The 20,159-nt window shown below is 62.1% G+C and carries 18 protein-coding genes; 5 read left to right on the top strand and 13 right to left on the bottom strand.

Going from position 1 to position 20,159, the window contains the following annotated elements:
• Positions 1-132: 132 nt before the first annotated feature.
• The 4 genes from ACJO3T_RS06305 to recJ all read left to right on the top strand — a co-directional run bounded on the left by ACJO3T_RS06305 (position 133) and on the right by recJ (position 5,498).
• Entirely contained in the window at positions 133-897 is a 765-nt protein-coding gene (locus ACJO3T_RS06305; RefSeq protein WP_406978090.1) for a thioredoxin fold domain-containing protein, read from the top strand.
• Positions 898-992: 95 nt separating this feature from the next.
• Positions 993-2,294 (top strand): homoserine dehydrogenase, encoded by a 1,302-nt coding sequence (locus ACJO3T_RS06300; RefSeq protein ID WP_406961694.1) that lies wholly within the window; start codon positions 993-995, stop codon positions 2,292-2,294.
• An 11-nt stretch (positions 2,295-2,305) separates the two neighbouring features.
• The gene (thrC, locus tag ACJO3T_RS06295; protein ID WP_406978089.1) at positions 2,306-3,706 is read left to right on the top strand and encodes a threonine synthase; all 1,401 of its coding nucleotides are present in this window, start codon (positions 2,306-2,308) and stop codon (positions 3,704-3,706) included.
• 43 nt (positions 3,707-3,749) lie between these two features.
• Positions 3,750-5,498 carry a single-stranded-DNA-specific exonuclease RecJ gene (gene recJ / locus ACJO3T_RS06290; protein WP_406961698.1) on the top strand — a complete coding sequence of 583 codons (1,749 nt, stop codon included), beginning with the start codon at positions 3,750-3,752 and terminating at the stop codon, positions 5,496-5,498.
• A 120-nt stretch (positions 5,499-5,618) separates the two neighbouring features.
• Here recJ and lnt read toward each other — a convergent pair whose 3' ends face one another.
• From lnt to miaB, 5 genes are read right to left on the bottom strand one after another with little or no spacing between them, the layout of a single operon-like run.
• A complete protein-coding gene (gene lnt / locus ACJO3T_RS06285) occupies positions 5,619-7,145 on the bottom strand; it encodes an apolipoprotein N-acyltransferase (protein ID WP_406978088.1) in 1,527 nt (508 codons plus the stop codon).
• Positions 7,135-7,983 (bottom strand): CorC family transporter, encoded by an 849-nt coding sequence (locus ACJO3T_RS06280; RefSeq protein ID WP_406978087.1) that lies wholly within the window; start codon positions 7,981-7,983, stop codon positions 7,135-7,137. The genes lnt and ACJO3T_RS06280 overlap by 11 nt, the downstream gene beginning before the upstream one ends.
• Positions 7,980-8,453, bottom strand: a complete 474-nt coding sequence (ybeY, locus tag ACJO3T_RS06275; protein WP_406978086.1) for an rRNA maturation RNase YbeY — start codon at positions 8,451-8,453, stop codon at positions 7,980-7,982. Before ybeY ends, ACJO3T_RS06280 begins: the two co-directional genes overlap by 4 nt.
• Positions 8,450-9,430: a PhoH family protein gene (locus ACJO3T_RS06270; RefSeq protein ID WP_406961706.1), complete on the bottom strand. Its 981-nt coding sequence runs from the start codon at positions 9,428-9,430 to the stop codon at positions 8,450-8,452. The genes ybeY and ACJO3T_RS06270 overlap by 4 nt, the downstream gene beginning before the upstream one ends.
• Before the next feature lie 59 nt (positions 9,431-9,489).
• Positions 9,490-10,836, bottom strand: a complete 1,347-nt coding sequence (miaB, locus tag ACJO3T_RS06265) for a tRNA (N6-isopentenyl adenosine(37)-C2)-methylthiotransferase MiaB (RefSeq protein WP_406978085.1) — start codon at positions 10,834-10,836, stop codon at positions 9,490-9,492.
• 177 nt (positions 10,837-11,013) lie between these two features.
• On the opposite strand from miaB, the gene trmH reads away from it, so the two are divergent.
• Positions 11,014-11,721: a tRNA (guanosine(18)-2'-O)-methyltransferase TrmH gene (gene trmH, locus ACJO3T_RS06260; protein WP_406978084.1), complete on the top strand. Its 708-nt coding sequence runs from the start codon at positions 11,014-11,016 to the stop codon at positions 11,719-11,721.
• On the opposite strand, the gene ACJO3T_RS06255 is transcribed toward trmH, so the two are convergent.
• The 8 genes from ACJO3T_RS06255 to gatC form a co-directional block, all read right to left on the bottom strand.
• Positions 11,653-11,892 carry an addiction module protein gene (locus ACJO3T_RS06255; RefSeq protein ID WP_406978104.1) on the bottom strand — a complete coding sequence of 80 codons (240 nt, stop codon included), beginning with the start codon at positions 11,890-11,892 and terminating at the stop codon, positions 11,653-11,655. The two genes, trmH and ACJO3T_RS06255, sit on opposite strands and share 69 nt — an antisense overlap.
• Before the next feature lie 86 nt (positions 11,893-11,978).
• Positions 11,979-12,998, bottom strand: a complete 1,020-nt coding sequence (locus ACJO3T_RS06250) for a nucleoid-associated protein (RefSeq protein WP_406978083.1) — start codon at positions 12,996-12,998, stop codon at positions 11,979-11,981.
• Positions 12,999-13,141: 143 nt separating this feature from the next.
• Positions 13,142-14,800: a sulfate adenylyltransferase subunit CysN gene (cysN, locus tag ACJO3T_RS06245; protein ID WP_406961714.1), complete on the bottom strand. Its 1,659-nt coding sequence runs from the start codon at positions 14,798-14,800 to the stop codon at positions 13,142-13,144.
• Position 14,801: 1 nt separating this feature from the next.
• Positions 14,802-15,710: a sulfate adenylyltransferase subunit CysD gene (gene cysD, locus ACJO3T_RS06240; RefSeq protein WP_406978082.1), complete on the bottom strand. Its 909-nt coding sequence runs from the start codon at positions 15,708-15,710 to the stop codon at positions 14,802-14,804.
• Positions 15,711-15,894: 184 nt separating this feature from the next.
• Positions 15,895-16,341 carry a PilZ domain-containing protein gene (locus ACJO3T_RS06235; RefSeq protein WP_406978081.1) on the bottom strand — a complete coding sequence of 149 codons (447 nt, stop codon included), beginning with the start codon at positions 16,339-16,341 and terminating at the stop codon, positions 15,895-15,897.
• Positions 16,342-16,817: 476 nt separating this feature from the next.
• Positions 16,818-18,269, bottom strand: coding sequence for an Asp-tRNA(Asn)/Glu-tRNA(Gln) amidotransferase subunit GatB (gatB, locus tag ACJO3T_RS06230; RefSeq protein WP_406978080.1), 1,452 nt, complete (start codon positions 18,267-18,269; stop codon positions 16,818-16,820).
• A 22-nt stretch (positions 18,270-18,291) separates the two neighbouring features.
• Entirely contained in the window at positions 18,292-19,737 is a 1,446-nt protein-coding gene (gatA, locus tag ACJO3T_RS06225) for an Asp-tRNA(Asn)/Glu-tRNA(Gln) amidotransferase subunit GatA (RefSeq protein ID WP_406978079.1), read from the bottom strand.
• A 25-nt stretch (positions 19,738-19,762) separates the two neighbouring features.
• On the bottom strand, positions 19,763-20,050 hold the full coding sequence (gene gatC, locus ACJO3T_RS06220; RefSeq protein ID WP_406961725.1) for an Asp-tRNA(Asn)/Glu-tRNA(Gln) amidotransferase subunit GatC: 288 nt from the start codon (positions 20,048-20,050) through the stop codon (positions 19,763-19,765).
• Between the last annotated feature and the right edge of the window lie 109 nt (positions 20,051-20,159).

The following is a 20,159-nucleotide window of genomic DNA, read 5'->3' as shown; positions in this document are numbered from 1 at the left end:
CCCGATGGTTGTCGGAATGGCTTGGCCTGGATGGCTTGAAGGTGACACGACTTCCGGCAGGGATGCAGCCACAATGGCGGGGTTGCTGATTGCCCGGCATTGACTTCATTTACCCAGTACGCAGGATGATCCATGAGCCTTTCGTTCTTCCGTTTTTTCCCCCTTCCATCATCAATTGCCCTGGCCGCAGGCCTGGTGCTGGGCCTGACCGCCATTGCGCCCACGGCCCACGCTGAAAGCGCCGAGGACGTTATCACCCAGCGGCTGGGGGAGACCGTGCCGGGTTTGCAGGTGCACGGCGTGACGGAGTCGGCGGTGCCTGGTCTGTACGAGGTCCGGACCAACAACCGCAGCATGATCTACGCCACGGAAGACGGCGAGTACATTATTGCCGGTGAGATGCTGCAGCTTACCGACAAGGGTGTGGTGAATGTCACCGAGCAGACCCGGTCCGTTGAGAGGGCCAGGGTGATCTCCGGATACGACCACGAGGAACTGATCACCTACCGGGCCGAGGGTGAAGAGAAGGCGGTGATCGGGGTGTTTACCGACATTGACTGCCCTTACTGCCGCAAGCTGCATGACGAGATGGATCGCCTCAACGAACTGGGCATTACGGTCAACTACTACGCCTACCCCCGTTCCGGCCCTGGTACCCCGTCGTTCCGCAAGTACGAGTCGGTATGGTGTGCCGAGGACCAGCAGGCGGCCATGGACCAGGCCAAGGCCGGCGAAACGGTGCCCCAGGCGTCCTGCGACAACCCGGTGGGGGAGCAGTTCCAGTTGGGGGGGCAGGTTGGCGTTTCCGGCACCCCGGCAATCGTGCTGGAGGATGGCAAGATGATCAACGGCTACGTGCCGGCGGACAAGCTGGCTGAGGGTCTGGGCCTTATGTGAGCGTCCACCGGTAATGGCACGGCTGATGCTGTTCTGAGCCCTGCTAATCGGTATACTATGCCCGCTATTCATTCATCGGGCATTGAGGTGGAAGCTTGAAAGAAGTCAGGGTCGGAATCTGCGGACTAGGAACCGTCGGTGGCGGAACATTCAATGTGCTGGCCCGGAACGCCAGCCTGATTTCCGGTCGTGCCGGTTGCAACATCCGCACAGTGCGGGTGGCCACCCGTACCTGGCGGGATGATATCGACCTGGGGGAAATTCCCTTCAGCACCGATATCATGGATGTGGTCAATGACCCTGACGTGGATGTGGTGGTCGAGCTGATCGGCGGCTACGAAGCGGCGCGGGAACTGGTCCTGGCGGCCATTGCCCGGGGCAAGCACGTGGTCACCGCCAACAAGGCACTGATCGCCGTGCACGGCAACGAAATCTTCGAGGCCGCCGACAGGGCCGGCGTGGTGGTTGCCTACGAGGCTGGCGTGGCCGGTGGCATTCCCGTGATCAAGGCCATTCGCGAGGGTATGGCGGCCAACCGTATCGACTGGCTGGCGGGCATCATCAATGGTACCGGCAACTACATCCTTACCGAGATGCGCAAGGGCCGTGCCTTCAACGAGGTACTGCAGGAAGCCCAGGACCTGGGCTACGCTGAGGCCGATCCCACCTTTGATGTGGAAGGGGTCGATGCCGCCCACAAGCTCACCATCATGGCCTCTGCCAGCTTCGGCGTACCGCTCCAGTTCGACCGTGCCTACACCGAAGGCATCTCCCGCCTGACTCCCTACGACATTGCCCATGCCGAACTGCTGGGCTATCGCGTCAAGCATCTGGGTATTGCCCGCCGCCGTGAGGGCGGTATCGAGCTGCGGGTGCATCCCACCCTGGTCCCCCAGAGTCACCTGATTGCCCAGGTGGATGGCGTGCTGAACGCCGTGCTGGTGGACGGCGACGCCGTGGGCCAGACCATGTACTACGGTCCGGGCGCCGGTGACGAGGCCACGGCCTCCGCCGTTATCGCCGATATCGTGGATGTGGCCCGTGCCATACAGGGCGGCGGTGAAGGTCGCGTGCCATACCTGGGCTTTGCGCCGGAGGCCATCGAGGACCTGGAAGTGCTTCCCATGGAGTTCACCCAGTCTGCCTACTACCTGCGCATCCAGGCCCTGGATCGTCCGGGTGTTCTGGCCAAGGTGGCCTCCATCCTCAGTGAGCATGGCATCAATATTGAGTCCATCATGCAGAAGGAATCCGAGGTCCAGGATGGCCGGATTCCGGTGATTATCCTGACCCACACGGTCCAGGAGCGTCAGGTCAACCAGGCCATTGAGGAGCTGGAAGCCCTGGATGAGGTGGACGACCAGGTGGTTCGCATCCGCGCTGAAAACTTCAACTGACAGGTACGCACGTGAGATACATCAGTACACGGGGCGAAGCCCCCGCCCTGGGCTTCGAGGACGTTCTGCTGACCGGTCTGGCGACCGATGGCGGGCTCTATGTGCCGGAATCGCTGCCCCATTTCAGCCTGGAGGAAATCCGTAGCTGGCGCGGGCTGTCCTACAGCGAACTGGCCTTCCACATCATGTACCCGTTTGTGGACGACGCCATTCCGGAAGCCGATTTCCGACGGATGCTGGAAGACACCTACGACGTGTTCGCCCACAAGGCGATCGCGCCGCTGGTGCAGCTGGATGCCAACGAATGGGTGCTGGAGCTGTTCCGTGGCCCGACCCTGGCGTTCAAGGATTTCGCCCTGCAACTATTGGGTCGCCTGCTGGACTATGTGCTGGAGAAGCGCGGCGAGCACGCGGTGATCATGGGGGCCACCTCCGGCGATACCGGTTCCGCCGCTATCGAGGGCTGCCGTCGCTGTGAGCATGTGGATATCTTCATCCTGCATCCCAACGAGCGGGTGTCGGAAGTCCAGCGCCGGCAGATGACCACGGTGCCGGGGGATAACATCCACAACATTGCCGTGAAGGGCAACTTCGACGACTGCCAACGCATGGTAAAGGCCAGCTTCGGCGACCAGTCCTTCCTGGGGGGCAAGGCCCGGCTGGCGGCGGTCAACTCCATCAACTGGGCGCGGATCATGGCCCAGATCGTCTACTACTTCCAGGCGTCCCTGTCCCTGGGTGGTCCCGACCGTTCCATGGCGTTCTCGGTGCCCACCGGCAACTTTGGTGACATCTTTGCCGGCTACCTGGCGAAGAAGATGGGCCTGCCCATCTCCCAACTGGTGATCGCCACCAACCGCAACGATATCCTCCACCGCTTCATGAGCGGCAACCGGTACGAACAGCACAAGCTGGAGCATACCCTGTCGCCGAGCATGGATATCATGGTATCCAGCAACTTCGAGCGCCTGCTGTTCGACCTGCACGGGCGTGACGGTGCCGCCGTCAAACTGCTGCTGGAGAACGCCGCCAAGGGGCCGGTCAGCATAGAGGACTACCGCTGGCGTCATGCCCGCAAGCTGTTTGACAGTGATGCGGTGGATGACAGGACCACCTGTGAGACGATCCGCCAGGTCTATGACGACAACGAATACCTGCTGGATCCCCACACGGCCATTGGTGTCACGGCCGCCAGGACCTGTCGCCGTGACCAGAGTGTTCCCATGATTACTCTGGGCACCGCCCATCCGGCCAAGTTCCCGGATGCCATCGCCCAGGCCGGGCTCTCCGTGAAGCCGCAACTGCCGGCCCATATGGCCGACCTGTTCGAGCGGGAAGAACGTTACACGGTGCTGGAGAACAACCTGACTTCCGTCCAGGATTTCATGGCCAAGCACTGGAAGTTCGCCTGATGATCCCGGGAAGGGCTGCCTTCCCGGGCACCGTTGAGTGTCTATGACTCCCAAGAAGATCCTGCGTCGCCCCGGCCCGGACACTGATCCGGACTGGGGCAGTGACCTGCCGCCCCTGTTACGCCGGCTCTATGCGGCCCGGGGGGTGTCCTCCGATGCCGAACTGGCCTATACCCTCAAGCACCTGGCGTCGCCCATGCAGTTACAGGGCATCGACCGTGCCGTGGAACTGCTGGCCGACGCCATCGGGCAGCAGCAGAAAGTGCTGATCCTGGGGGACTTCGATGCCGACGGCGCCACCAGCACGGCAGTGGCCATGCTTGGACTGTCGATGCTCGGGCTGGGCCAGATCGATTTCCGCGTACCGAGTCGTTTTGCCGATGGTTACGGGCTTACGCCGGGGATTATTCACCGGTTGGTGGAGGAGGGTGAGACGCCTGACCTCCTGGTGACCGTGGACAATGGTATTTCCGCCCACGAAGGCGTGCGGGCCGCCCGGGAGGCAGGCATGCAAGTGGTGGTCACCGATCATCACCTGGCCGGTGACACCTTGCCGGACGCCAATGCTATCGTGAACCCCAACCAGCCGGGGTGCCCATTCCTGAGCAAGCACGCCGCCGGGGTGGGGGTGATGTTCTATGTGCTCACAGCCCTGCGCAAACACCTGCGGGAACAGGGCAGGCTGCCGCAGCCGGAGCCCAACCTGGGCAACCTGCTGGATCTGGTGGCCCTGGGTACGGTGGCGGACGTGGTGCCCCTGGACCACAACAACCGCATCTTCGTGGAACAGGGCCTGCGCCGCATCCGGCAGGGCCTGGCCCGGCCCGGTATCCTGGCGCTGCTGGAGGTGGCAGGCCGTGATCACACCGCCATCAGCTCCACCGACCTGGGCTTTGTGCTGGGGCCGCGCCTGAATGCCGCCGGCCGTCTCGACGACATGAGTATCGGTATTGCCTGCCTGCTGGCGGATGATCCGGATGAGGCCCGGCGACTGGCCCGGGAACTGGATACCTTCAACCGGGAGCGTCGCTCCATCGAAAAGGACATGAAGGCCCAGGCCCAGGACCTGCTGGCGTCCATGTCACTGGACATCGAGGGGCTGCCCTGGGGGCTGGCCCTGTTCGATCCGGATTGGCACCAGGGCGTGATCGGTATCCTGGCGGCCCGTATCCGCGAGCAGACCCACCGGCCTACCATCGCCTTTGCCCCGGACGACGACGGTGAGCATATCAAGGGATCGGCCCGGTCCATTCCCGGCCTGCATATCCGCGATGCCCTGGCGGTGGTGGATACCCGTCACCCGGGGCTGCTGAAGAAGTTTGGGGGCCATGCCATGGCCGCTGGCATGACCATCGCTGGCGACGACCTGGAACGCTTCAGCCAGGCCTTCGACGAGGCGGTGAGGGATTCCCTGACGGAAGCGGACCTGGAGGCGGCGGTGATCACCGACGGGCCGCTAAGCCCCGAGGAGCTATGCCTCGAAACGGCCCACCTGCTGAAGCGTGCGGGACCCTGGGGGCAACACTTTCCGGAACCCATGTTCGACGGCGAGTTCCGGGTGATCAGCCAGCGCATTGTGGGGGAGAACCACCTGAAGCTGGTGCTGCAACCGGTGGATGGCCGTGAGGCGGTGGATGGCATCGCCTTCAATACCGGGCCGGAAGTACCCGACTATACACGCAGCGGTGCCCGGGTGGTCTACAAGCCGGATGCCAATACCTTCCGGGGGCGTACCAGCCTGCAATTGCTGATTGATTACCTGGAGCCCTGCTCTGCACAGACCTCACGTTAACCATTCCCTCTCCCCCTTGAGGGAGAGAGGAAGCGCCCGCAGAGCGCCTGAGATTGGACGGCGGAGTTAGTTTCGTCCCCCTCTCCCTCCAGGGGAGAGGGGCTAGGTATGTAGTGCAGGTCAGGGCTTGGGAATCACCCGCTCCCGCACAAACACGATCAGTATCGCTACCAGCGTCAGCACCGGCCAGGAGCCGGTCAGCATGAACGGTGTGTTGCCACTGGCGGTGCGAATCTCGCCATCCATGACCGCGCGCTCAAACTGGGGAATCTGCCCGGCGATCTGTCCCTTCTCGTCGATCACCGCCGTTACCCCGTTGTTGGTGCCCCGCAGCATGTAGCGCCCGGTCTCCAGAGCCCGCATCCGGGCCATCTGCAGGTGCTGGTGGGGGCCGATGGAGTCCCCGAACCAGCCGTCGTTGCTGATGGTCACCAGCATATTGCCCCGGCGGGCGTTCCTGGCGACGAAATCCGCATAGGCCACCTCGTAGCAGATGGCTGGCGTGAGCCTGGCGTCGCCGGCCACCAGTGGGTCCTGGTATTCCGGACCGCGGCTGAAGCTGGACATGGGCAGGTCGAAGAAGCCGATAACGCCACGCAACCACTGTTCCAGGGGAACATACTCCCCGAACGGCACCAGTTTCTGCTTGTGGTAGACCCCGCCGTCCTGGGCGCCAATGGCCATAATGGAATTATGGAAGGTGTAGTCCTCCCGCGCGGCACTGTAGGTGTACCAGGGGATGCCGCTGATCAGCGTACTGCCTTCACCGAGTTTGGATTGAATATGCTCGATGATCGGGCCGGCCTGGTCCTGGGTGATGGGGATCGCGGTTTCCGGCCACAGGATGATATCCCGGTTCCAGTCGTCCTCGGTGAGCCCCAGGTAGATCACCAGCTGATCCCGCAGGAAATCCGGGTCCCACTTGATCTGCTGGGGAATATTGCCCTGCATGGTGGCGAAGCTCAGGGTGTCATCGGACACCTGGGTCCACGGGATACGATTCAGGGCCGGGCCGGCGAGCCAGATGGCGAGAGTGCAGGCACCAAGGATCGCCGCCTGTGTTACCCGCCTGGCGCGGACCAGCCCGTAAAGGGCATACAGGGCTGCGCCGGTGGCGGTGACCATCAGGGTGATGCCGTGGACGCCAGTAACCGGTGCCCAGCCCGCCAGCGGGCCATCCACCTGGGCGGTCCCCAGGTACAGCCAGGGGAAACCCGTCAGCAGCCAGCCACGAACCCAGTCCGCCAGCACCCACACCGCCGGAAACAGGATCAGGCGACGTACCGGGGTGTCCTTCGCCAGTTTGCCCCAGAACCAGAACGCCAGCCCGTGTACCAGCGCCAGGCCGGCGACGAACAGCGCCATCAGTGTGATGGCGATGGGGGTCGATGTATTACCGTACTCGCTGATGCTGATGTAAATCCAGGTCACCCCGGACGCAAACAGCCCCAGCCCGGTCAGCCAGCCGGCCAGGAACAGGTGGCGGGCAGCCAGGGGCAGGGCGGCGAACACGATCAGGGCGGTGGACAGGGGGCCGAACCACCACCAGTCCCAGGGGGAAAAGGTGAGTGTCTGCAGCGCCCCTGCCAGTAGCAGGATCAGACCGTTGAGCCAGCGTGGTGTCCTGGCCAGGGGGTTACTCAGCATCGTCCCGTGTCACCTGCAGTAACCGGATCACGCGGTTGTCGGCGTTGGCGATAGTGAAGGTGAAGCCGTGAAAGCTGGTAGTTTCGCCCCGGCGCGGCAGGTGGCCGAACTCCTTGAGCACGATGCCGCCAATGGTATCGAACTCCTGCTGGTCCATTTCGGTCCCGAAGAACTCGTTGAAGTCTTCCACGGAGGTCACCGCTTTCACCGCCCAGGAACCATCGCCGTGGGGCTTGATATTGGTTTCCTCGTCGAAATCGTGTTCGTCCTCAATCTCGCCGACAATCTGTTCCAGCACGTCCTCAATGGTGATCAGGCCGGCAGTGCCGCCGTACTCGTCCACCACGATGGCCATGTGGTTGCGGTTTTCCTTGAACTCCTTGAGCAGCTGGTTGAGGCGCTTGCTCTCGGGCACAAAGGTGGGTGGACGCAGGATCTCGCGGATGCGGTTCCAGTTGAGGTCGTTATTGAGCGCCAGGGGTAGCAGGTCCTTGGCCAGCAACACGCCGGTAACGTCGTCCTGGCTGTCGCCGATCACCGGGAACCGGCTGTGGGCGGAGTCGATGATTTCCTGCAGGAAGGCCTTGGGCTCCTGGGAAGCCTTGACGGTGACCATCTGGGAGCGGGGGATCATGATTTCGTCGACGCGCATGTCGATGACCTGCATGGCGCCTTCGATGATGCTCATGGCATCGGTGTCGATAATGTTGTGCTCTTCGGCGTCGCGAAGGATCTCCAGCACGTCCTCGACGGACTCAGGCTCGCTGGAGAAAGCCTGGGATATTCGCTCCAGCCAGGATTTTCGGTCCTGGCCGCGACTCGACTGATCGTCGCTCATGAGTGTGGTTCCGATTCCTCTGTCTCATAGGGGTTGCCGTAGCTAAGGTCGGCCAGCAACCGGATTTCCAGGGCTTCCATAGCCTCGGCCTCGTCATCTTCAATATGGTCGTAACCCTGAAGATGCAACAGGCCATGGATGACCATATGGGCCCAGTGTGCCTCTGGTGTCTTGTCCTGTTCGGCGGCCTCCCGGGCCACCACCGGCGCGCAGATCACCAGATCTCCGGCCAGAGGGACTGTTATACCGGCTGGCGCCTCAAATGGGAAGGACAGCACGTTGGTGGGCCGGTCCTTGCCACGATACTGGTGGTTCAGGGCCTGACTCTCCGACTCGTCCACCAGGCGCAGGGTGACTTCCGAATCATGGGCCTGTTGCCAGCCGGCCCGGGCCCAGCGGGTCAACTGGTCGTCTCCGGGCAGTTCACCGCTATCGATGACCCGTTGGATGTCGACCGTCAGTTCGCTCATACCGGGTCGTCTTCGTTGAAGCTGTCGTAGGCTTCCACAATCCGCTGCACCAGCGGATGGCGGACCACGTCGCCGGACTCGAAGCGGGTGAAGCCGATACCCGACACCTTGCCCAGCACGCTGGCGGCATGGATCAGGCCGGAGTTCTGCCCCCGGGGCAGGTCCACCTGGGTGGTGTCGCCGGTGATCACCGCGGTGGAGCCGAAGCCGATCCGGGTCAGGAACATTTTCATCTGTTCCCGGGTAGTATTCTGACTCTCGTCGAGAATGATGAAGGAATTATTAAGCGTCCGTCCGCGCATGAAGGCCAGGGGGGCGATTTCGATCACGCTCTTCTCGATCAGGCGGGTCACCTGGTCGAAGCCCAGCATTTCGTAGAGGGCGTCGTAGAGCGGACGCAGGTAGGGGTCTACCTTCTGGGCCAGGTCGCCGGGCAGGAAGCCAAGTTTTTCGCCGGCCTCCACCGCCGGGCGGACCAGCAGGATGCGTTTGACCTGTTCGTCCTTCAGGGCTTCCACGGCGCAGGCCACGGCCAGCCAGGTCTTGCCGGTGCCGGCGGGGCCAATGCCGAAGTTGACGTCGTGGTTGCGGATGTTGTGGACGTACTTCTGCTGGTTCTTGCCCCGGGGCCGGGCCTGCAGTTTCGGGGTCTTGATGACGATCTGGTTGCCGTCCCACTCGGAGGCTTCGGGAAGGCGCTCGAAGCCGGATTCCCGGATGAACAGGTGGACGGTTTCCGGGCTGATGTCGTCGGTGGCTTCGGTTTCCCGATACAGGTGGCGGATGACTTCGGTGGCGGCGGTGGCGTTCTCCGGCTGGCCTTCGATGCGGAAGTGGTGGCCACGGCGGCCGATGCGGACGTCCATGCGGCGTTCGATGTGCTTGAGGTGCTCATCGAACTGGCCGCACAGGACGGCGAGCCGGCGTTGGTCGGCGGGGCTCAGATCGAATTGTCGGGCTTCGGTGGTGGTAGTCAATCTTTCCTCTGTTCTGGTTTTGGGGGTTGGGCCACGGGAGAGGGTGCTGGAGTCAGCCCTCAGTATAGTTCGTCGTTGACCGGTATACCCCTCAGGGAGTTCGGTAAAGCTTCCTTGATTTCCACATCAATAAAGTTACCAACCACCTCGGGATTGTCGTGGCGGAAGTTGACGATGCGGTTGTTCTCGGTACGACCGGCGTATTCGCCCGGGTCTTTCTTGGACAGGCCGGTGACCAGGATTCGCTGGGTGGTGCCCACCATCTTGCGGCTGATGTCCATGGCCTGCTGGTTGATGCGCTCCTGCAGGATGGCCAGGCGCTGCTTCTTGACATCCATGGGGGTATCGTCCGGCAGGTCGGAGGCCGGGGTGCCCGGTCGTGCGCTGTAGACGAAGCTGAAGGACACGTCGAAGCCGATATCGTTGATCAGCTTCATGGTGTCCTCGAAGTCTTTTTCGGTTTCCCCCGGGAAGCCGATGATAAAGTCGGACGAGAAGCTGATGTCCGGGCGGATCCTGCGCAGGCGGCGCAGCTTGGATTTGTACTCCAGGGCGGTGTGGCCCCGCTTCATGGCCGCCAGGATACGGTCGGAACCGCTCTGGACCGGCAGATGGAGGTGGCTGACCAGTTCCGGTACCTTTTCGTAGACGTCGATCATGGCGTCGGTGAATTCCACCGGGTGTGAGGTGGTGTAGCGGATGCGGTCGATACCGTCGATGGTGGCAATAACCTCGATCAGTTCCGCCAGGTCCATGACATCACCGTCGTGGGTGTCGCCCCGGTAGGCGTTGACGTTCTGGCCCAGCAGGTTGACCTCGCGCACGCCCTGGCTGGCCAGGTGGGCCACTTCCACGATGACGTCGTCCACCGGGCGGCTGACTTCCTCGCCCCGGGTGTAGGGCACCACGCAGAAGGTGCAGTATTTGCTGCAGCCTTCCATGATGGAGACGAAGGCGGAGGGGCCGTCGGCGCCAGGCTCCGGCAGGTTGTCGAACTTCTCGATTTCCGGGAAGCTGACGTCCACCACGCCGACGCCGTTACCCTTGGTCTTGATCTCGGTGATCATGTCCGGCAGGCGGTGCAGGGTCTGGGGGCCGAACACCATGTCCACGTAGGGGGCACGATCGATGATGGCCTGGCCTTCCTGGCTGGCAACGCAGCCACCCACGCCGATGATCAGCTCGGGCTTGTGCTTCTTGAGACTCTTCCAGCGGCCGAGCTGGTGGAAGACCTTCTCCTGGGCCTTCTCGCGGATGGAGCAGGTGTTCAGCAGCAGGATGTCGGCGTCTTCCGCCGTATCGGTCATTTCCACCGCTTCGCCGGTCTTGAGCAGGTCCGCCATACGGGCGGAGTCGTACTCGTTCATCTGGCAGCCGTGGGTCTTGATAAATAGCTTCTTGGCCATGGGTCTCAACTAACGTGGTGAATTCGGCGCCTGCGGACGCTGGCAGAACTGGACCGGGTATTATAACGGTGTGGCTAATCATCAACCACCGTTGTCTCGGTTAGTTGGTAGCCGATTGTGGTAAAATGCCTGGCTCTTCGGCAACCGCCACTACCGAAAGCAGTTAATGAACCTGATATGACTCCTGAACGCCTTGCCCGAATCAAGCACATCCTGGACACTCGTCAGCCCGACATCAGCGTGCTGACCGACCAGGTCCACAAGCCCCGCAACCTGTCCGCCATTATTCGCTCCTGCGATGCCTTTGGCCTGGCCAATATGCACGTGGTGTGGCCAAAGGAGGGCTTCCGGGCGTTCCGCAAGACCGCCGGCGGCAGCTATAACTGGGTGCGCACCCACACCCATCCCACCATGGATGACGCGGTAGCGAGCCTGAAAGCCAGTGGCCACAAGCTATACGCGGCACAACTGTCAGACCGGGCGGTGGACTATCGTGAGGTGGACTATACGGTGCCCTGCACGGTGATCATGGGCAACGAGGTGGACGGCGTCAGCGCCAGCGCCTCGGACCATGCGGACGAGCACATTGTCATCCCCATGATGGGGATGGTCGAGTCCCTGAACGTGTCATCCGCCTGCGCCATCATCCTGTCCGAGGCCCAGCGCCAGCGAAAACTCGCCGGTCTGTTCGACCAGCGCCGCCTGCCGGACGACGAGTATAGGCGCCTGCTGTTCCAGTGGTGCCAGCCCACCGTCAAGCGCTACTGCGATGACCGCAACCTGCCGTACCCGCCCATTGATCCGGAAACCGGTGAGTTAATTGATGGGGTGGGGTGGATGAATGAAGTTCGCAGGCAGCGGCATCCGGATTTGATCAGCGACTGACACGCCCTTCGTCTGGCCAAGACCCAGGTAGTTCACCTGGTTTTCCTGAATCCGGGAAGTTCTGTGCTGTAGTTCTTCACCGTGCCATTGGAGTGAAGCAGGCAGCTCACTGTCGCGGGTCAAGGCGTCCCAGAGCTGTTCCATGGCTCTGATCTTCTCAAGACTGGTCATGCGGTCGACGTTGTCCATGGCTTTGTCCGTGCTCATGAGTGTGTACCCATCGTATGCATCAGATGCCGAACGGGTTCACGACACCTTCACTCGCTATCGCGCCCTTCCAGATACCGCTGCAACTGCTCCCGCAGGGCCTTGGGCAGTCGGGTGATGGTGAGGGCGTCCTTGTCCCGGTCGTAGTAGACCGCCTGGTTGACCAGGTCGGAGGAGAAGGACAGGCTCATGCCGCCGCCCGAGCCGGCGATGCGGACCAGTTTCTTGACCTTGCGGTGGTCCGGGTGCAGTACGCCACTCTCGGGTACTTCGGCATTCTGTGAGGCGAACTCCCGGAAGCGCTCCGGCTGGCTTTCATCCAGGTAGCCGGACAGGGCATCGATGGCCACCGGTTCACCCAGGGCGTGCTGCTCCTTGCAGAATTCATAGGCCTTGGCCCGTACCTCGCCGGCTTTCTCCGGTTCCGAGGACTTGGCGAAGGCTTCCACGGCGTCCAGGAAGGTGACGGTTTCCTTTTCAACATCGACCTGGTTGGTGAAGCCGCACAGGCGGATAAACAGGTCACCGCCTTCCCCGGTGCCACGGCCGTGGACCAGGGTCAGGTAGTTTTCCCCGGCGTTGTTACCCAGCCAGTCATCCAGTTCGATGCGCACAGCCAGGTTCAGCCTTGACAGGCTCAGTACGTCGGTGGCGTCCAGGGCCTGCTTGTTGTCGAAGCGCATGGCGCTGTCGGATTCCAGTACCAGCAGATAGACTACTTCGCCATCCGCCAGGGCCTCGTGGACCAGCATCAGGTGGCCGGCAAATTCTTCCTGGGCGCCGTTGAGCAGTTCCTGGAACTGGCCGAACAGGCGGTCGGTAAGTGAGGCGAAGGTCTGCTTCTCTTCCATGTAGTCCTTCAGCCAGGCGCTGAAGGGGCTTTCGCCGATATCCTCGGAGAAACGACCGTATTTCTTGCCGGGCTTGCTGTTGAACAGCCGCTTCATCTGCTTGTGGAGCATCTCGTAGTCGCCACCGGGTTCCTGCAGGGGCTCTCCGGATTGCAGGCGGGCGGGCTGGCCGGGTTGGTACTGGCTGGCAAAGGCGGTTCGGAGTTGCTTGATGGCCATAGACGAATGAATCCTGATGGATGGGTAAAATGGAACAGGGCCCGATTTTGCCATGGTCGGGCACGGGGTGACACCGGTATAAACGCAAACAGCCCCGGCTTCGTGAAAAGCCGGGGCTGTTGCGACAGGGATGGCAGTCCGTATTAGACGCGCTTGTCCCGGACCAGGCCCTGGATCAGCTCGTTCACCGCGTCGGGAATGGCGTCCTCGCTATCCGCAGTGACGCTGGCGGAGGCCACGTCGGAGCCGAGATTGACGGTAACGGCGATCAGGCCGTGGGCGGCCAGCAGTTGCGCCGCGCGACGGCGATCATCGGCGGAGCCGGCGTTCTCCTCGGTGAGCACGACCGAGGTCTTGCCCTGGTCGAACAGGGCCCGCTCCACGGCAATGGCCAGGTCTTCCGCCTTACGACCGTTGCAGGCCACGATGGCCGGTTTCTGGGCCAGGCGGCGCTCACGCTCTTCGGCAGTCACCGGATCGAGCGACTCCACCTTGCCTGCTGTGCCGGCCACCATGCCGGCGCCGACGGTGACGTTGGTCAGCCGGTCGATGACGATAAAGCTTCCGGTGGCGTGGTTGCGCGGGTAGGCGTCAAACGCGATGGGCTGGCTCAGGGTCAGTTCACAGAGGCCAATTTCGTTCAGCGCGAGCTGGCTGGGGTTGGCCTTCTGTTCCAGGGTGTTCACGTCGGTCTGGTGGTGAATCTTCTTCACCGTGCCGGAGGTGAAGGTGGGCCCCAGCTTGATGTCATAGAGACGACCGGTTTCCAGCGGGGCGTCGGTCATCCAGACAATGTTGGCGGTGAAGCGGTTGCCCACCTCCGGCTCATCATCCACCTTGACCAGCATGTCGCCCCGGCTGATATCGATCTCGTCGTTCAGGGTCAGGGTCACGGCCTGATCGATGTACGCTTCCTCAAGGTTGCCGTCGAAGGTGACGACTTCCTTGACGGTGCTGGTGCGACGGGATGGCAGGGCCATCACCGCATCACCCGGACGTACCACGCCGGAGGCGATAGTGCCGCAGAAGCCCCGGAAGTTGAGGTTGGGGCGGTTGACGTACTGTACCGGGAAGCGGAAATGCTCCAGGTTCTTGTCCCGGGAGACTTCCACGGTTTCCAGGATTTCCATCAGCGGCTGGCCGGTAAACCAGGGCGTGCTCTCGCTCCTGTTCACCACGTTGTCGCCTTCCAGCGCGGAGATGGGCACGAAACGGATGTCCTTCAGGCCCAGCTTGGCGGCGAAGGCCAGATAGTCTTCCTTGATCTCGTTGAACCGTTCCTCGCTGAAGTCCACCAGGTCCATCTTGTTCACCGCCACCACGATATGGCGAATGCCCTGGAGGGAGGCGATGAAAGAGTGCCGGCGGGTCTGGGTCAGCACGCCGTGACGGGCGTCGATCATCAGGATCGCCAGTTGTGCCGTGGACGCACCGGTGGCCATGTTGCGGGTGTACTGCTCGTGGCCCGGGGTGTCGGCAATGATGAACTTGCGCTTGTCGGTGGAGAAGTAGCGATAGGCCACATCAATGGTGATGCCCTGTTCCCGCTCCGCCTGCAGGCCGTCCACCAGCAGGGCCAGGTCCAGCTTCTCGCCGGTGGTGCCCATCTTGGCGCTGTCGCTCTTCAGGCTGGCCATGTGATCTTCGTAGATCATCTTGGTGTCGTGGAGCAGGCGCCCGATCAGGGTGCTCTTGCCGTCGTCCACGCTGCCGCAGGTGAGCAGGCGCAGCAGCTCCTTGTTCTCGTGCTGTTTCAGGTAGGCCTGAATATCTTCTGCAATCAGATCTGACTGGTGTGACATCTTAGAAATACCCTTCCCGCTTCTTCTGTTCCATGGACCCGGCTGAATCGTGGTCAATCACGCGGCCCTGGCGCTCGGAGCTGGTGGCCAGCAGCATTTCCTGGATGATCTCCGGCAGGGTGTCTGCCTCGGACTCAATGGCGCCGGTCAGCGGGTAGCAGCCCAGGGTGCGGAAGCGCACGGATTTCATCTCGGGCTTCTCGCCTTCCTTGAGGGGCATGCGGTCGTCGTCGACCATGATCAGGGTACCATCCCGCTCGACAACCGGGCGCTTGGCGGCATAGTAGAGCGGAACGATCTCGATATTTTCGAGGTAGATGTACTGCCAGATATCCAGCTCGGTCCAGTTGGACAGGGGGAACACCCGGATGCTCTCACCCTTGTTGATCTTGCCGTTGTAGATGTTCCACAGCTCCGGGCGCTGGTTCTTCGGGTCCCAGCGATGGTATTCGTCCCGGAAGGAGTAGACCCGCTCCTTGGCGCGGGACTTTTCCTCGTCCCGGCGGGCACCGCCGAAGGCGGCGTCAAACTTGTACTTGTCCAGGGCCTGCTTGAGGGACTGGGTTTTCATGATATCGGTGTGTTTGGCGCTGCCATGGGTAAACGGCCCCACGCCCTGCTTAACACCTTCTTCATTGATATGGACGATCAGGTCGAGGCCATATTCCTTCGCCTTGCGGTCCCGGAACGCAATCATCTCTTTGAATTTCCAGGTGGTGTCCACATGCATCAGGGGAAACGGCGGTTTACCCGGGTAGAATGCCTTGCGTGCCAGGTGCAGCATGACCGCGGAATCCTTGCCGATGGAGTAGAGCATCACGGGGTTATCAAACTCCGCGGCGACCTCCCGGATGATGTGGATGCTTTCAGCTTCCAGCTGTTTCAGATGGGTCAGGTTGTACGTGGTCATAGTTCCGCTCACCGAGTGCCTGGGGACGTGCCCAGACAGGGAAAAATAGGATTAATTTGAGGATGGGTACTATATCAGGGAGCGGTACTTATAAGAAGGTGAGCTAGTAGAGTTTACAGCTATAACAATATGCTGCCGGCGATGGGCCGGCCATCGCAGCATGGGTGTTTACGACCGTGGATGATCAGACCATGCGGTCGGCCAGCAGCCGGTGGACGTACTGGTCCACGTAGTCGAAACCGCGCCCGTCGAAATCCACGAATCGGATGCCCAGGTGGAACTCGTCCCTGGCCATGCGTCGCAGGTGGGCGATATGGCAGCGGGCCGAGAGCTGGACGGACTGCTGTGACAGTACCGGTACTTCAAAGCGGGCGGTGACGTCGATCCAGTCGCCGGGGGCGGGGGCCCGCTTGCCGGGGATCAGGGTTTCGGTGACCTTGCTGGTGCAGCGGATCATCATCCCGGAACGGGACAGGTTGCAGATTTCGCATTCGATGGCCGGCTGGCCGGGGCGATTGAGGGTGACGCTCAGATTTACATCGGCTCGCTGTTGATCACGCAGGTTGGGTTCCGCAGCACGGGGCTTGACCCGCATTGGCTTGGCGGACTCGACATCGAGTGGCTTTCCCATGGTGACACCTTGTTCGATCATGTTACCTGTCGTTCCCCGAAGCGAGGACGGTAACGAATCTCTGAAAAAGCCCCTGGTCCGCATCCTGCGATCCTAACAACTACCTCTTCTGTCGGTGACTCCTCGCCGGTCGGAAAATCAACCGGTGCCAGGCCTCTTTTTCAGAGGCTCGTAGAAACCTAACGTAACTTCGGGCCAAGATTATAATTTTAGCTATCTGCCGGAGTGTAATTGGTTGATTGCTGACCAGCAAGGTGGTGTGTCGTGACCTGGGTCATATAAATAAACATCCGTTTGAGATTTTGGCCTTGGGTGCATGGGCGTCGGGCCGGGGGATCTTTTCGTAGCAGCGCCATGGATGGCGCGGTGCAAGGTCGGTCCAGGGAAGGGCCGTGAATTGCGGCGGAAAAAGGGGTGCCACCCCGGTCCCAGCCACCCAGTTAGGGAAGGCTGGGACCGGGGTGGCTATCAGGCAGTCAGCCGCCGAGCTTCTTCTGCAGAATCTCGTTGAACAGCTTGGGGTTACCCTGGCCCTTGGAGGCCTTCATCAGGGGGCCCATAAAGCCGCCAAGCATCTTCTTGCGCTTCTTGGGATCTTCCTCGTTCTGGTACTGGGCCACCTGATCCGGCATGCCGGCCAGGACCTCGTCCACCATTTTCTCCAGTTCGCCAGTGTCGGACACCTGCTTCAGGCCCTTGGCGTCGATGATGGCGTCCACATCGTTGTTTTCACCGGTCCACAGCGCTTCGAACACCTTCTTTGCACCAGCGGAAGAGACCGTGTTGTCGGCAATGCGGGTCACCAGGGCGCCCAGTTGTTCGCCGGAGATGGGGGAGTCGGCAACAGAGCGTTCCTCGGCGTTCAGGCGTGCGGAGAATTCGCCCAGGATCCAGTTGGCGGACAGCTTCGCGTCCTTGCCGGACGAGGCGGTCTGTTCGAAGAAGGTGGCCAGCTTTGAGTCTCCCGCCAGCAGGCCGGCATCGTAGTCGTTCAGGCCGTACTGCTCCTGGAAGCGGGCCTTACGGGCATCCGGCAGTTCCGGCAGGCTGTTGCGTGCCTCGTCGATGAAGGCCTCGTCCAGCACCACCGGCAGCAGGTCCGGGCAGGGGAAGTAACGGTAGTCGTTGGCTTCCTCTTTTGTGCGCATGGAGCGGGATTCGTCGCGATCGCCGTTGTAGAGGCGGGTTTCCTGCACGATCTCGCCGCCATCTTCCAGGATGTCCATCTGCCGCTCCACTTCGTGGGCGATGGCCTGCTCCATGAAGCGGAATGAGTTCAGATTCTTGGTTTCGGTGCGGGTACCCAGGGTGTCGGAGCCCTTCGGCTTGAGGGAGATGTTCACGTCAAAACGCATGGAACCCTGGGACATATCGCCGTCGCAGATGCCCAGCGAGGTCACGATGCCATGGAGTTTCTTGGCGAACGCCACGGCTTCGTCGGCGTTGTTCATGTCCGGCTCGGTGACCACCTCGATCAGCGGGGTGCCGGCGCGGTTCAGGTCCACGCCGGTCATGCCGTGGAAATCCTCATGCAGGGACTTGCCGGCGTCTTCCTCCAGGTGAGCGTGGTGGATACGGACCCTCTTGCTCTCACCGTTGGGCAGGTCGATGTCCACAAAGCCCGGCCCCACGATGGGGCGTTCGAGCTGGGTGGTCTGGTAGCCCTTGGGCAGGTCCGGGTAGAAGTAGTTCTTGCGCTCGAACACCGAGCGGCGCTCGATCTCGGCGTTGACCGCCAGCCCGAACATCACCGCATAGCGGAAGGCATTCTCGTTGGGCACCGGCAGGGTGCCGGGCATGGCCAGGTCAACGGCGTTGGCCTGGGTGTTGGGCTCGGCGCCGTAGGCGGTGCTGGAGCCGGAAAAGATCTTGGTCTGTGTAGCGAGCTGAACGTGGATTTCCAGCCCGATGACGATATCCCATTGCATGTGACATTCTCCTCCGTCGGGCTTATTGGGGCTCGCGCTGGTGCCAGTCGGTCACCTGTTGGAACTGGTGGGCGGCATTGAGCAGCCGGGCCTCGGAGAAGTAATCCCCGATGATCTGCAGGCCCACCGGCAGGCCGTCGACAAAGCCCGCGGGCACCGACATGGCGGGGACGCCGGCCAGGTTGACGGCGATGGTGAACACGTCCTCCAGGTACATGGTGACCGGGTCGGTGTTCTTCTCGCCCTGAACAAAGGCTGGCGATGGCGACACCGGGCTCATCAGTACGTCGACCTCTTTGAAGGCATTGATGAAGTCCTGCTGGATCAGACGGCGTACCTTCTGGGCCTTGAGGTAGTAGGCGTCGAAGTAGCCGGCGGAGAGGGCATAGGTGCCCACCAGGATGCGGCGTTTCACTTCCTCACCGAAGCCTTCGGCCCGGGTGCGGGTGTACAGGTCCATCAGGTCCTTCGGGTCCTCGCAGCGGTAGCCGTAGCGCACGCCGTCAAAGCGGGACAGGTTGGCGGACGCCTCCGCCGGGGCGATCACGTAGTAGGCGGCGATGGCCAGCTTGGCGTTGGGCAGGGAGACTTCCTTCACCGTGGCGCCCAGTTTCTCGTATTCGCGGACGGCGTTGCGAACCTGTTCTTCCATGGCGGGGCTGAGCTGGTCGGAGAAGTATTCCTTCGGCAGGCCGATGGTCAGGCCCTTCATGGACTCGTTCAGGGTGGCGGTGTAGTCCGGCACCTCGCGATCGATGCTGGTGGAATCCTTCGGGTCGAAGCCCGCCATCACGTTCAGCATCATGGCGTTGTCTTCGGCGGTACGGGCGATGGTGCCGCCCTGGTCCAGGCTGGAGGCAAAGGCGATCATGCCATAGCGGGACACGCGGCCGTAGGTGGGCTTGAGGCCAGTGACGCCGCACAGCGATGCCGGCTGACGAATCGAGCCGCCGGTATCCGTGGCGGTGGCCGCCGGTACCAGTCGCGCCGCGACCGCCGCCGCTGAACCACCGGATGAGCCACCCGGTACCCGGCGCTCACCCCAGGGGTTGGTGACGGCGCCAAAATAGCTGGACTCGTTGGAGGAGCCCATGGCGAACTCGTCCATGTTGGTCTTGCCCAGGCAGACCGCGCCCGCCTGGCGGAAGTTGGCGGTGACCGTGGCGTCGTAGGGCGGGATAAAGTTTTCCAGCATCTTCGAGCCACAGGTGGTGCGGACGCCATTGGTGCAGAAAATGTCCTTGTGGGCGAAGGGAATGCCGGTCCAGGGAGTGGCATTGCCGGCAGCGCGCTGCTGGTCGGCGGCTTCGGCATCGGCCAGGGCCTGTTCTTCGGTGACAGTGATGAAGCTGTTGTAATGCCTGTCTTCCTGGCGGATGCGGTCCAGGAACTGCCGGGTCAGTTCCACGCTGGAGACTGTGCCGCTGGCCAGTTCGCGGGAAAGGTCTGCTACGGATTTGTTGTGCATGATGAGTCCTGGTGTCGCTGGTGGATCACTCGATAACGCGGGGAACGAGGTAGAGGCCATTCTCCGTGGCCGGCGCGATGGCCTGGAAAGCGGCCCGCTGGTCGCTCTCGGTGACCTCGTCCGGGCGCAGCTTCTGGACCGCGTCCAGAGGGTGGGCCAGGGGTTCTACCGACTCGGTATCGGCGGCGCTGAGCTGGTCCACCAGGTCGAGGATATTGCCCAGGTCCTTTTCCAGGGCGGACACCTGCTCATCATCCACCTGGATGCGGGCAAGCACCGCGACTTTTTCGATGTCCTTGCGGGAAATGGTCACGCATTGCCTCCGGGGTCGTGAAAAACGACCATGTTAACAGATCAGGGGGGGTGCGCAGTACCCTGACAAGGCGGTAACAGCCTGTAACGCGGCGGATCACGCCTTGCCT

Source organism: Marinobacter shunpengi (genome assembly GCF_045449715.1).
GTDB lineage: Bacteria > Pseudomonadota > Gammaproteobacteria > Pseudomonadales > Oleiphilaceae > Marinobacter.
This window is presented reverse-complemented; position numbering and strand designations above follow the sequence as displayed.

What these genes read in the sequence shown, in the direction of transcription:
- ACJO3T_RS06305 (WP_406978090.1), top strand. Translation starts at nt 133, where the DNA reads ATGAGCCTTTCGTTCTTCCGTTTTTTCCCCCTTCCATCATCAATTGCC.
- recJ (WP_406961698.1), top strand. Translation starts at nt 3,750, where the DNA reads ATGACTCCCAAGAAGATCCTGCGTCGCCCCGGCCCGGACACTGATCCG.
- lnt (WP_406978088.1), bottom strand. Translation starts at nt 7,145, where the DNA reads ATGCTGAGTAACCCCCTGGCCAGGACACCACGCTGGCTCAACGGTCTG.
- ACJO3T_RS06280 (WP_406978087.1), bottom strand. Translation starts at nt 7,983, where the DNA reads ATGAGCGACGATCAGTCGAGTCGCGGCCAGGACCGAAAATCCTGGCTG.
- ybeY (WP_406978086.1), bottom strand. Translation starts at nt 8,453, where the DNA reads ATGAGCGAACTGACGGTCGACATCCAACGGGTCATCGATAGCGGTGAA.
- miaB (WP_406978085.1), bottom strand. Translation starts at nt 10,836, where the DNA reads ATGGCCAAGAAGCTATTTATCAAGACCCACGGCTGCCAGATGAACGAG.
- trmH (WP_406978084.1), top strand. Translation starts at nt 11,014, where the DNA reads ATGACTCCTGAACGCCTTGCCCGAATCAAGCACATCCTGGACACTCGT.
- ACJO3T_RS06255 (WP_406978104.1), bottom strand. Translation starts at nt 11,892, where the DNA reads ATGACCAGTCTTGAGAAGATCAGAGCCATGGAACAGCTCTGGGACGCC.
- ACJO3T_RS06250 (WP_406978083.1), bottom strand. Translation starts at nt 12,998, where the DNA reads ATGGCCATCAAGCAACTCCGAACCGCCTTTGCCAGCCAGTACCAACCC.
- cysN (WP_406961714.1), bottom strand. Translation starts at nt 14,800, where the DNA reads ATGTCACACCAGTCAGATCTGATTGCAGAAGATATTCAGGCCTACCTG.
- cysD (WP_406978082.1), bottom strand. Translation starts at nt 15,710, where the DNA reads ATGACCACGTACAACCTGACCCATCTGAAACAGCTGGAAGCTGAAAGC.
- ACJO3T_RS06235 (WP_406978081.1), bottom strand. Translation starts at nt 16,341, where the DNA reads ATGGGAAAGCCACTCGATGTCGAGTCCGCCAAGCCAATGCGGGTCAAG.
- gatB (WP_406978080.1), bottom strand. Translation starts at nt 18,269, where the DNA reads ATGCAATGGGATATCGTCATCGGGCTGGAAATCCACGTTCAGCTCGCT.
- gatA (WP_406978079.1), bottom strand. Translation starts at nt 19,737, where the DNA reads ATGCACAACAAATCCGTAGCAGACCTTTCCCGCGAACTGGCCAGCGGC.